This window comes from Latilactobacillus parafuchuensis (assembly GCF_055271665.1).
The window spans coordinates 719,717-732,636 of sequence record NZ_CM143875.1 but is presented as its reverse complement, the minus strand read 5'-3'; the positions used below and the strand labels follow the sequence as shown (position 1 = coordinate 732,636).

Genomic DNA, 12,920 nt, shown 5'->3' with positions numbered 1-12,920 from the left:
TATCTTGAACTTAAGATAACTGGTCACTTTAGGTTAAGCGAACATTCTGCATTGATAACGTGTCAATACCCACTGATTCCTGCGCTTAGCGACGTTTCGTAAACAAGCCCATAAACCGGACTTATTCACGAAACTAGGCTAATGCTCAGAATCAAACCGTGGGTGTGGGCACTCATTTGGTTCTAACTGGTAAGTCCGCGTCGCAACTGCCTTGACGAAATCGACATCGTGATCAATTAACAATAAGGTCGGCCGTTTTGTTTCAATCAAGGTTTGAACTTGTTGGCGGGTGATGACGTCTAAATAATTAAGCGGTTCGTCCCAAAGATAAAGATGCGCCTCTTCACAGAGTGAACGCGCGAGTGCGACTTTACGTTTTTGGCCCATGCTCATCGTTTCTAAACGGTGCGCAAATAACTGCCGATCGAAACCGAGCTTGCGCAACATGCCAAGTAATGACTCAAGTTCAACTTGTTTTTCAAGGGCAAAATCGGCTAAAGAGCCCGCTAATTGGTCAAAATTCTGCGGCAAATAAGAAATTTTCAATTGTTGATTAAGTTCGAGTTGCCCATGATGAATCAATGTGGTGGTGGGAAGGGCCAACAAGGCTTTAATGAATGTCGATTTTCCCGCGCCATTGGGACCGGCCAACACGATTTGTTCACCGGGTTTGACGACTAAGGATAAGGTTTGGTTGAGTGGGACATTTGGTGTGGCCTGTAGGGTGAGTTCGGTGGCCTGTAACACGAATTGTTGTGCGCGCAGCGGTAATGGCTTTAAGGTCAGCGGTTCAGCGATTTCGACGTTCTTGAGTAACTGTTGTTTGGCGTCAACGGCGTGTTCAGCACGATTAGTAATCGCAGTCGCCCGTTTCATGACTTTCGCTGCGCGGTGACCGATAAAACCTTTATCCAGATTGGCACTTTCATTTTTGACACTAGCGGCATTTTTACCGCGTTCGGCTTGTTGCGACCATTGCGCCTTTTGTTGTGCGGTTTGGGTCAAGCGTTTGATGTCGTGATTCAATTGGTGATTGGTCTGGATTTCGGTTTGTTCTTGTTGGGTATAAGCGGTTTGCCAAGTCTCATAATTGCCTTGGTGCACGGTAATATCGGCCCGATTAATCGCTAAGACGTGATCGATGACTTGGTTTAAAAAATGGCGGTCATGGCTGATAACGATAAAGCCACTTTTGCGTTTTAAATATTGGGCCACAACCGCGCGACCTTCTTGGTCTAAATGATTGGTCGGTTCGTCGATTAATTGAAAATGCTGATCGTCAATGAATAATAAGGCGAGCAAGGTTTTCGTTTGTTCGCCGGGACTGAGTGTATCGAACGGTTGCCAAACAATCTCGGGGGCCACTTGTAAGCCTTGTAATTCACGTTCGATTTGCCAAAACGTGGACTCATCGAGGTGACCGAGCTGCATTAAAATATCGCGTGTTAGCCAAGTGGGGTCCTTGATTGTTTGGGGGAAATATTGGAAATCTAAATCAGTGGTTAACTGCCCTTCAAAGGAGAGTTGGCGTTGTAATAATTTGAGTAATGTCGTTTTACCACGACCGTTCCGGCCGATTAAACCGAGTCGCCAGTTGGCATCGAATTTAAGCGTCACGTGGTTGAAAAGGGGTTCGATTTGATCTGGATAGCTAAATGTTAAATTGGTTAGTTGGATAGTGCCCATTGAAATCACCTCATCAATTAATTCAGGCGATTGGCCGATTGGGATTAAGAACGCAAAAAAAGACGCACTGCTGGGCGTCTTTTTAACAAGTCGAATCAGGGTGAGCGACTTGAAAATAAACGCAGGCTATCTTAATACCAATCAGAATAAACGGTTCGCAAATAAAACGAACAGTTGGTTCCAATCGAGTTATCAGATAAATTAGCCTGCTATTTTCAATGTACGTCACTTCTTTCGGTATCAATTGGTTTAAAGTCTAGCAGAATTGAGTTCAAAAAACAACTAATTAGAGAATGATTAAAAATAAGGCTTTACAATTAGAAAACAGTTGTCTATAATTAGAAATTAATTAATAACAAGGAGGTTCTATCATGATGACAATGCAACGGACAGTCTTTAGCTTTTTCTTTAAGAAACCCAGTTCTCAACTGGCTTATTAAGGAAAAACGTTGCAGTTAAAACGATGAACCTTAATAAACGAGAAGGAGACTGGGTAACCAAGTCTCCTTCTCTAGTGGCACCCACTAGTGAAGACTAGTGGGTGTTTTTTTTGGTCATCATTGCAAAATTGGTTTAAAAAGGGAGAATTCATATGGGCTTACGAGCGCGTTTATTGAGAAAAGAATCATTGGATCGGTATTTACAACAGGATCAACGACTCGCCAAAACATTAACGGCGAAGGATTTAATTGCATTAGGCGTGGGGGCGGTGATTGGGACCGGGATTTTCATTTTACCGGGGACGATTGCGGCGTTACATAGTGGCCCGGCCATTACGGTGTCGTTCATGATTGCGGCCGTCGTCTGTGCCGTCGCAGCAATGTGTTACGCGGAATTTTCATCAGCCTTACCCGTAGCTGGCAGTGCTTATTCATACGGCAACATTATTTTTGGCGAACTGATTGGTTGGCTGTTAGGTTGGGCCTTATTCTTAGAATACATGTTATCAGTAGCCGCCGTTTCAACTGGCTGGGCGGCCTACTTTATCTCGTTTATTGAAGGTTTTGGTGTCCGGATTCCCAAAGCGATTACCGGCGCGTTTGATCCGGCGCATGGCACGTATATTAATTTATTCGCGGTACTGATTGTGCTTTGTATTTCGTTACTCTTAACGACCGGGACGCGGTCATCGACCCGCATTAATAATATAATGGTCCTGATCAAAATTGGTGTCGTGCTATTATTCTTAGTGATTGGCGTTTTCTATGTTAAACCGGCGAATTGGCAACCATTCATGCCGTTTGGTGTGAGTGGGGTCTTCAAAGGTGCGTCGTTAGTTTTCTTCGCCTATCTTGGGTTTGATTGTGTTTCAGCATCCGCGGCCGAGGTTAAAAATCCGCAAAAGAATTTACCAATTGGGATTATCGGCACCTTAGTGATTTGTACGTTGCTTTATATTTTAGTCGCGTTTGTTTTAACCGGCATGGTTTCTTATCAGGAATTGAATGTCGCCGACCCCGTGACCTTTGCGTTAAAAGTCGTTCATCAAAATTGGTTTGCCGGGATTATTTCGTTAGGCGCTTTGGCGGGGATGTTTACTATGATGCTGACGATGACCTACAGTAGTTCGCGGTTGATCTATTCGATTGGCCGTGATGGCTTGTTACCAAAAGCCCTAGGCAAAATTGAAACGAAACACCAAACACCGATTAACAGTGTCAAAATTGTGACGGTCGTGATTGCCACGTTAGGCGGGTTTGTTTCATTAAATCAATTGACCAATCTGGTCAATATCGGGACGCTGGTCGCCTTTTTCTTCATGTCGATCGGGGTCATTCCGTTGCGGAAACGTAAAGATATTCCGAACAAAGATGGTTTCAAGGTGCCCTTTTACCCCGTTTTACCGTTAATTTCGGGGGTACTGTGTTTGTTCATGTTGTTCGAATTACCGCTTGAAACGTGGATTGCGGCCGGAATTTGGTTTGTTTTAGGTTTAATTGTGTATTTCAGTTATGGGATTAAACATAGTCGGTTAAATGATTGATAAGATTTAAAATTGAATTTGGTCTTCACCCGCTAAAAGGCTACAATGGGAGAGCGAGGTGAGCGTGTGACAACCAAAAAAAGACTGTGGGTCGGTTTAATCGGTTCGTTGATTTGTATTTTAGGCCTACTGGGTACGAGATATGATGCATCACTATATCAACAACCAATCATTCAGATTACCCAAGTTAAAACGACAAACAAAACGAAGTCGATTGATGATTATCAAAATCAAGATACCGATGTGACCCAACAAGTTACCGGGACCTTTTTAAATACGACGGCTAAGGGCCGTTCGATTCAATTGCAAAATCGCTACACCGTTTCTCAAGCGTCGAGTTTTCGGTATTATCGCGGTCAGCAAGTTTATTTACATCAAGATACAACGAGCCACCGCTATACGCTGAGTGAGCCTAAGCGGGATACCGTGGTGGTTGGGGTGATTTTAGGGACCTTAACCTTATTATTAGTTGTCATGTTTAACCGGGGGCTTAAAACGATTCTGAGCATCGGATTGAACCTACTATTATTTATCGGTGCGATTCGGTTGGACGTGGCCTTAGGTGGCCGTTGGTTATTACCGTTAATGGGCGGCTTGGCGATTCTATTGACCGCTTTGACATTAGTCTTGGTTCTAGGCCCGAATCGGCAATTTTTAGTGTCGTTTTTAGCGACGATTAGTGCCACTTTTCTGGCCTTATTGATCAGTGTCGTGATTTTAAAAATCACCAATGATCAAGGCATTCATTATGAAACGATGGCTTATGAATTACAGCCGTATAAAACCGTCTTTTTGGCGGAAGTTTTATTAGGCATTCTCGGGGCGGTGATGGACGAGACGACCGATATTTCATCGTCACTGCAACAATTAGTGTTGGAACAACCGACGGTCACTCCCAATCAATTATTTAAATCGGGATTGGCAATCGGCCGTGAGATTATCGGTCCGCTCGTCAACGTCTTGTTTTTCATCGTGATGGCCGAGGCGTTTCCGATTATGTTATTGTATTTGCGTAACGGAAATACGATTGCCTACACGTTATCACGCACGATGACGATTGGGTTTACCCAAACAGTGATTAGTGCGATTGGCATTACCTTGGCCGTACCAGTCACCAGCTTTTTAGCGAGTCGTTTAGTGGGGGTGAAAGCCGCATGATGGTGTTAACATTCGTCCTATTAGGCTTACTAGTCTTGGTTTGTGGTCCGCAAGGCTTGACGATTTTCTTCAGTTTAGGGTTAAACTTTGTTGTGATTGTTCTGGCGTTAGTATTGGTGGCCGGCGGGTTTAATCCGTTGGTCATTCTAGGGCTATTGAGTTTGACGTTGTTGGCGACGTCGATTTTCATGAATACGAAACAACCGTTAACGGCTAAAACCGCCTTCTGGACGGCGTTAATCGTGGTGGCGGGCTTGTTACTGATTATTGGGCCGTTGAGCACGTTGGCGGCCACGTACGGCTTTGGTGCGGAAGATGCTGAAGAGATTGAAGGTTTTAGTTTGGCCATCGGGCTCTCTTTTCCGCAGATTAGTTTGTTGATGATGACGATTGGGAGTCTGGGCGCGATTGCCGAGACGAGCATTGCAGTTGCCAGTGGCTTGGTCGAAATTTTAGAATATGATCAAACAATTGCACCGGGCAAACTGTTCCATGCGGGGTTCGAAATTGGTGAAAAAATTATTGCGACCGCGTTTAATACGTTGTTCTTCAGTTTTTTCGGCAGTTTTTTATCGTTAACGATTTGGTTTATCCAACTCGGGTATCCGTTAGCCAAAATTTTAAATCATCAAATTTTAATGGGCGAAGTGATTTCGTTATTAGTCGGTGTCATTGGGGTTATCTTAACGGTTCCGATGACCGGCTGGCTCTTGAATCGGTTTAGAAAAATTAAATCTAATGAAGATTTACTAAAGAAACCTTGAAAAAAAAGTAATTTCAGCTTAAAATGAAGTAATATATGCACGAAAGGAGGAAACGCGTAATGTCACAAAACTTACATGTTAGTGTTTCTGGCAACCGTCGTCCTATTAACGTAAAAAATACTAAAAAACGGATGGACGAAACAGCCGCTGTCTTAAACTTCTTAAAGGAACGTAAAACAGCCAAATAATTATATGACTAATATAATAATGTTAAAAGCACACTCACTGCCGACGATTAATCGTTAAGCAAGGGGTGTGCTTTTTTACGGTTTAAACTTTTTTGAATTAGATAGAAAAAAATCAAACTAAAATCCGTAATTAAATAGTGAGGGTCGATGAAGTACCCGGGATAACTATTTTAAAGGAGACAGTTTGGAATGCAGAAAAGAATGAGTCAGTATTTAATGTTGCTCGTATTTTGGGGGAGTCTGTTGGCAACGCCGCTCACCGTACTTGCCAGTGAGCCATTAGGGAATGCACAAGATGTGAGTCGCAATGTGACGTTGATTACCAGTACCCCCCAAAATGTGATTGATGGCGGAACCGCGACGATTCGCGTCACCTTTGATGAACGCGCACAAGCGATTCAAGCGGGGGATTATATCAATATCGCTTGGCCGAATTCAGGCGCAATTTACGGCGTTGGGTTTCATAAAACAGCGGCCATCACGATTGGTAACGAAACGGTCGGCGAATTGGTGGTTACGAGCGCGCGAGCAACGATAATCTTTAATGAAAATATCGACAATTTAGAAAAAGTAACCGGCTGGTTCGAATTTGACCTTAAGGGTCGTAATGAGACGAATACGACTCGGGGCCATATCGGTCAATTCGATATCGCCGGTGGGTTGCAACACAATCAAGTCGTAGTTGAGAAACTAGCCGCTGGTGCTTCAGGGCCGTTTTATTATAAGTCTGGCGATATGTTACCAAGTGACACAGATCATGTGCGTTGGTTTTTAAACATGAATAACAATCGACAATATGTGACCGATCGAATTGACGTAGCGGATCAGATTCAACCGGGTCAAACGCTAGATTCCGCTAGTTTTTATATCATGATTAAGGGTTATCGCAATCAGTCTTTCAGTGGGCCCGACGCTATCACCCAATTCATGACGGCCTATCCTGGTGCCGTCATTCAGGCGAATCAGGAGACCGGTCAGATTGCCATCTCGATTCCGCAAAATTTAGCGGCTTATAATTCGGTTGAAATCATGTATTTAACCGATATTGATGATTATTGCCAAGCCAGTTTTCAAAATAAGAGTCAGGTCTGGTATCGCGCCTATAATCAGGCGCCGGTTAACGGACTTGAATCGGATTACACAGTGCAAAATGCTAATGCGGATGGCAGTGTGCACGGCAAAAATCAGACAAGTGTGACTGTCGATAAAATTTGGGACGACCACGAGAATCAGGATGGTTTACGACCGGCTAACATTCGGGTGCAATTATATGCTGATGGGGTGCAGCGGGGGGTGCCAGTCACCTTAACGCCAGCACAAAACTGGGCCTATAATTGGCGAGGACTGGTCGCTAAGCGCAAGGGTCGAACGGTTAAATACGCTGTTAAAGAAGTCAGTGAAACAGCGGGGTATACGACCAAAACTGAAAACGTGACGGCCCATGAAATCAGGATTACCAATACCCATCAACCCGCGATGACGACCGTTGGCGGGCACAAAACATGGCTGGATTACGACAATCAAGATGGTAAACGGCCCGCTGAAATTACCGTCAATTTACTGGCGAACGGTCAATCGATACAACAACAAATCGTGACGGCTAAGAATCAGTGGGGTTATCAGTTTATAGATTTACCAGAATATCAGGACGGTCAAAAGATTGACTATACGATTACCGAAGAACCCGTCAAAGATTATACAACTGAAATTAACGGATTCGAGTTGATCAATCGGTATACACCAGAAAAAACTAAAATGACCGTGACCAAAAAATGGGCCGATAACGATAATCAAGATGGTCTGCGACCAACTGATATTAAGATTCAATTATACGCAGATGGTCAAAAACAAGGTGCGGAAGTGACTTTGAATCAGGCAACGGCTTGGATTCATCAATGGTCGGATTTAGCGGTTAAACGAAATGGCCAAAAAATTAACTATACGGTTCAGGAAATTAATCCACCGACGGTCTATCAGACGACGCTTGATGACAGCCAACCCAATAATCTGGTGATTACGAATGCGCATCTACCGAGTGAGATTGAGGTTAGTGGCACAAAAATATGGCACGATAGTCATGATCAGGATGGTAAACGACCAACTGAAATCACGGTTAATTTATTAGCGAATGGGCATTTAGTGCACCTAAAACGAGTAACGGCTAAAGATGAATGGCGTTATTCTTTTGCGAATTTACCAGGATATCAAAATGGTCAAAAGATACAGTATGCGATTACCGAAAAGCCGGTTAAAGATTATACAACTGAAGCGGTAGGTTACGATTTAATTAATCGGTATTCACCAGCTCAAACAAGTGTCAGTGTGACTAAAAAATGGGCTGATAGGGGGAATCAAGATGGGATGCGACCTACTGAAATTCAAGTTCAATTATTGGCGGATGGACAGAAACAAGGGGGAGCCGTGATACTATCCGAGAAAAGCAATTGGACTTATCAGTGGCAACATCTAGCTGTCAAAGCCAATGGTCAATCGATTCATTATACGGTTCAAGAAGTTAATGTCCCAACTGGTTATCACGCAATCGTTGATGATCATGATCAAGCCAACATCGTTATCACTAATACGCATCAGTTAACGGCGCCAATGGCGGACTTAATCGAAGCAAAGAAAAAAACCGAGGAACCGAAAACCCCAGAGGAACCAAAAGTACCCGAAGAACCAAAAGTACCCGAAGAACCAAAAGTACCAGAAGAACCAGAGGAACCAAAAGTACCCGAGGAACCAAAAGTACCCGAGGAACCAAAAGTACCCGAAGAACCAAAAGTACCAGAGGAACCGAAAGCCCCAGAAGAACCAAAAGCCCCAAAAAATTCAGAGGGAACCCGTATTAACAATGCATCTAAAAAGTTACCACAAACAAGTAGCCATCCCAATAATAAGCAGATCACTGTAGGATTGCTTCTTTTAATGCTCAGTTTAGTGATGGGTGTGATTAGGCATCTGAAGCTTAAAAACTTAAGCTAAAATAGCGCAAAAAAATAATGCCGACTGATTGAAATTTCTCAGTCGGCATTATTTTTAATGTTTTAAAAGTTTAATTAAAAGACACGTACGGCGAATGATGGCATGAAGTAGCTTGAAATCGTACCAATTTTAACTGATTCGCCAGGTTGTGGTGCGTGGACGTATTGGCCACCACCGATATAGATTGCATCGTGATATGAAGCACCTGAACCACCCCAGAATAAAATATCACCAGGTTGTAGGCTGTTTAATGAAACGCGTTGGCCAGCACCTTCTTGAGCAGTTGTGACCCGGCCCAATGATTTACCAGCTTGACCGTATGCGTATTGCACTAAACCAGAACAATCAAGACCAGTTCCGGGTGTTGTTCCACCCCAAACATAAGGTGTGCCGATTTGTGATAAGGCAGCGTTGACAACGGTTGATGTGCTACCAGTTGCTTGTGTATTTGTGTTCGTTGTTGTTTGGGTATTAGTCGTTGTTTGAGTTTGAGTTGAACTTTGAGAAGCAGCCGGTGTTGAAGTTGCTTGTGATTGGCTTTGACTTGTTGCGGGTGTTGAGGCAACTGAGCTGCTTTGTGCAGGGGTGCTAGTAGCAGCGGCTGTTGAAGTTGAAGTTGCTGGTGTGGTTGTTTGTTGTGTTGCAGTTGCTGACGTTGCCGCAGCTGATGATGAGCTGACAGTAGCTGTACTGTTTTGAGAAGCAGCCGGCGTTGTTGTGGTAGTTGCTGGTGTCGTTGCCGCAATCGTCTTAACCGCAGGGGCCGTTGTGATTGGTGTCACGTTGGTTAAGCTTGGGTTGTTTAAAACAACGTAGCTAGCAGGCACCCAACCGTTACTTTCTAATTGATACCAAGTTGTGCCATTAGCGACTTTAGTGTTAGTGACATTTTTAGTGGCGCCATAAGCTAAATATTGGCCAGTTGGTTGGCTAGCTGATGTGTCAGACCAAACGGTGGTTGCGCCAGATTGGAAATTAGCGGTAACCGTATCTTTAACAGCAGTCGTAGTAGCTGTTGTTGTGGCAGTAGCTTTAACGGTTCCGCCGGCTGTGATAAATTGGCTTGAAACCCATTCGTTATTACCTAAGTTGTACCAAGTTTGACCGTAAACCTGTTTCGTTGATTGGATACTAACTTGTTGATCTTTAGCTAAATAGCGACTTGGTTTTTGGCCAACTTCAGGGCTAGTCCAAACAGTTGTTGCGCCGTCAGTGTAGTTAACGGTGCCGGTAGTTGCGGCTTGTGCTTGGTTAGCTTGAACCCCCATTAGAACAAGTCCTGCTAAACCAACGATACCTGATGATAAATAAGTCATTTTTTGCTTTTTCATTATATTTGTAAATCTCCTTCAAGATTAGATTAATTTAAGTTTAATTTTTAGTTTACTTGCAACGGTTATAAGCATAGCATCTCAACGTGACAAAACTGTTACATAAAAGTTAGTGCGGTGTTACAACTTTCTTAAGATGTGACGCTAAATGAGACTAATCGATTGTGAACGTCAAAAAAAGCCTACTTATTAGACGAAAAGTAGGCTTGAATCTGAATGATTAAGTTATTGTGTGACAGTCCCGGTTTGGGTTGTAGCAGCTGTATCGGTCGTGTCAGTTTGTGTGGTGTCAGCAACAGCTGTGCCAGTCGTATCAGTCGTTCCGGTAGTATCGGCTGTTCCGCCTGTCGCATCGGTTGTTTGCGCGGTGGTATCTGTAGTAGTGGCTGTAGTGTTATTTGTATTATAAGTGTCAAATTGGGTTTTAGCATTAGCAATTAAGGCTAAATATTTCGTTTTAAAAGCTTTGTGACTCGCCTTGTTAACCATTGATTGTGCGTAAGGAAAGTCATTGGTCGTCAAAGTGGCAGGAATCGTGGTGTGATTAGCATCGGTGAACAAATTATTGACGGTCGCAATCGCTTCTAATTGGGTTTTCGCTTCATTATAATTAGCAAGTTTCTTAGGGTGACCGGTGTAATCTGATTCTTGACCAATCACTGCGTCACTTTTAACGATGCCCTCTTTATCAAAAAAGGCGCTTGTTTTAACCGTTGATTTAGTGGCTTTAGCTGGCGTTTTTGTTGATTCCTTTGAAGAAGATTCCGCAGCCGGCGTATCGCCAGTTACTTTTGCGAGGTCTTTTTGAGCAGACTCAAATGACTTTTTGGAACTACTATGAATGCCACTCATATAGAGGTTAGGGGTGATTTTACTGTCGAGCGTTTTGGCAGCTTTGATGATGGTTGCTTTCTTATTAGCTGTTAAACTAGCTGGTTTTTTGTGGGCGTCATCGACATAAAGTTGATTGACCTGTTGCACGTAAGATTCGATCTGAGATTCGGTCTTCGTCGCCGCTTCAGGGACCGTTGTTTTATTTTGACAACCCGCTAAAATGAAGGCAAAGGTCATCGCTAATAATAACGGAAGTGCTAATTTTTTCATGTTGGAACCACCTTATTGTTAGGATACTTAACTTATAATATACCATGAAAGTGGCGGGGATAAACAGTGATTGCTGATATTTGTCGGAATTATCCAGCTCGTTAGTGAAGAAATAGACGAGACATAGTGAATTAGTATTCCGAATTAGGAATATTGTGTTTTTTAGATTCGATTTGGCGCAGATTACCGTATACTTTCAGACCCGACTGGCGTACACTGATAGTAGAATTATGAGAATAATTTAATAATTGAATGACGTAAAGGAGCGATACACATGGAATCAGCTTGTACAACAATTTTAGTCGGTAAAAAAGCATCATTAGATGGTTCAACAATGATTGCCAGAAATGATGACACTTTTAGCCCCTTAACCCCCCAACGTTTATATATGAATCCGGCGGTTAAAGGCCGCAAAGGTGCCAAGATTAAATCTTGGTTGAACGGATTTGAAGCCGAATTGCCTGAAAATGGTTACCGGTGGCCAGCCGTTCCGAATGTTGATTATAAAAATAAGGGTTACTATGACGAAAGTAGTATTAATGAAGTTAACGTCGCAATGAGCTGTACTGAAAGCACGTATGGTAACGAGAAATCATTAGCCTATGATCCTTTGGTCAAAGACGGCTTAGATGAAGATTGTATGCAAGCTATGGTCGCACCCTATATTGATTCAGCGCGTGGTGGTGTTGAATATTTAGGCAATCTAATTAAACAATATGGTTCACCCGCTGGCAATAGTGTCTTGTTCAGTGATCACGATGAAGTTTGGTATATGGAAATCGTCACAGGACATCTCTGGTTAGCGCAACGGATTCCGGATGATAGTTATGCGGTTGCTGCCAATCAAGTGGCGATTCAACAAGTTGATTTTAACGATCCTGATAATTTCATGTGGGCTGAAGGCATTCAAGATTATGTTGAAACCCATCATTTGAACCCTGATAAGACCGGCTGGAATTTCCGCCATATCTTCGGCACAATGAATGAAAAAGACCGTCATTACAACACACCACGGGTTTGGTACGCTCATCAGCTATTCGATAGTGAATTTGATATGAGTCCGGAATCAGCAGAACTTCCTTTTATTCGCCGAATTGAACATCAAATTAGTGTCGAAGACATCGAAATGTTACTTGGGTCACACTATAATGAAACGGAATTTGATCCAATGGGTCACGGGGCTGACGCTGATAAATATCGTTATCGTCCAATCGGTTTAAACCGGACGCAAAATACGCATATCTTACAATTGCGCAACGATGTCCCTAAGGAACAAGCTGCGGTGATGTGGATTACAATGGGGATGCCAACTTATACGCCATTTATCCCATTCTTCACGAATGCTAACGATACCGATCCTAGCTTCAGTGAAACACCGATGACTTGGGACATTAACAGTGCTTATTGGCTGTATCGGACAATTTCTGTTTTAGTTGAAGGTCATTATAGCCAACATCTTCAAAAAGATGTCGATTATTTAACGGAATGCAAACAAGAATTAAGAACGTTATTGGATTCAATTGAAGTTGAAGCGCATCAATATCAAGGCGAAGCGCTAACAAATTTCTTAACTGAAAAAAATTATTTAATTGTTAAAACGATGAAAGACAAAGCAATGGGCATGATTGGTGAACTTGTAATGTCAGGAATTAATTTATCAAAATTGACATTCAATATGGATAAAAATTTATAAAATGATAACTAATAAGAGCATTAGCGG

General features: G+C 42.9%; 9 protein-coding genes. 6 read left to right on the top strand and 3 right to left on the bottom strand.

Annotation, left to right across the window (positions count from 1 at the left end; translation table 11 throughout):
* Positions 1-138: 138 nt before the first annotated feature.
* The gene (gene abc-f, locus ACVPPQ_RS03845) at positions 139-1,686 is read right to left on the bottom strand and encodes a ribosomal protection-like ABC-F family protein (protein WP_463495814.1); all 1,548 of its coding nucleotides are present in this window, start codon (positions 1,684-1,686) and stop codon (positions 139-141) included.
* Between the two features lie 592 nt (positions 1,687-2,278).
* Between abc-f and ACVPPQ_RS03840 the strand changes: the two genes are divergently transcribed.
* The 5 genes from ACVPPQ_RS03840 to ACVPPQ_RS03820 all read left to right on the top strand — a co-directional run bounded on the left by ACVPPQ_RS03840 (position 2,279) and on the right by ACVPPQ_RS03820 (position 8,765).
* Positions 2,279-3,670, top strand: coding sequence for an amino acid permease (locus ACVPPQ_RS03840; RefSeq protein ID WP_463495812.1), 1,392 nt, complete (start codon positions 2,279-2,281; stop codon positions 3,668-3,670).
* Positions 3,671-3,736: 66 nt separating this feature from the next.
* On the top strand, positions 3,737-4,828 hold the full coding sequence (locus ACVPPQ_RS03835; protein ID WP_463495811.1) for a YibE/F family protein: 1,092 nt from the start codon (positions 3,737-3,739) through the stop codon (positions 4,826-4,828).
* Complete coding sequence (locus ACVPPQ_RS03830; protein ID WP_463495809.1) at positions 4,825-5,592, top strand: YibE/F family protein; 768 nt, start codon at positions 4,825-4,827, stop codon at positions 5,590-5,592. Before ACVPPQ_RS03835 ends, ACVPPQ_RS03830 begins: the two co-directional genes overlap by 4 nt.
* 59 nt (positions 5,593-5,651) lie before the next feature.
* The gene (locus tag ACVPPQ_RS03825; protein WP_268870693.1) at positions 5,652-5,780 is read left to right on the top strand and encodes a hypothetical protein; all 129 of its coding nucleotides are present in this window, start codon (positions 5,652-5,654) and stop codon (positions 5,778-5,780) included.
* Positions 5,781-5,969: 189 nt separating this feature from the next.
* A complete protein-coding gene (locus ACVPPQ_RS03820) occupies positions 5,970-8,765 on the top strand; it encodes a Cna B-type domain-containing protein (RefSeq protein ID WP_463495807.1) in 2,796 nt (931 codons plus the stop codon).
* A gap of 74 nt (positions 8,766-8,839) precedes the next feature.
* Here the strand turns inward: ACVPPQ_RS03820 and ACVPPQ_RS03815 are convergent, their stop codons facing one another.
* Positions 8,840-10,096, bottom strand: a complete 1,257-nt coding sequence (locus tag ACVPPQ_RS03815; protein ID WP_463495806.1) for a C40 family peptidase — start codon at positions 10,094-10,096, stop codon at positions 8,840-8,842.
* A 225-nt stretch (positions 10,097-10,321) separates the two neighbouring features.
* Positions 10,322-11,200, bottom strand: coding sequence for a toxin Cry1Ac domain D-VI-related protein (locus tag ACVPPQ_RS03810; RefSeq protein ID WP_463495805.1), 879 nt, complete (start codon positions 11,198-11,200; stop codon positions 10,322-10,324).
* Positions 11,201-11,468: 268 nt separating this feature from the next.
* On the opposite strand from ACVPPQ_RS03810, the gene ACVPPQ_RS03805 reads away from it, so the two are divergent.
* Positions 11,469-12,893 (top strand): C69 family dipeptidase, encoded by a 1,425-nt coding sequence (locus ACVPPQ_RS03805; protein WP_463496331.1) that lies wholly within the window; start codon positions 11,469-11,471, stop codon positions 12,891-12,893.
* The last annotated feature ends 27 nt before the right edge of the window (positions 12,894-12,920 follow it).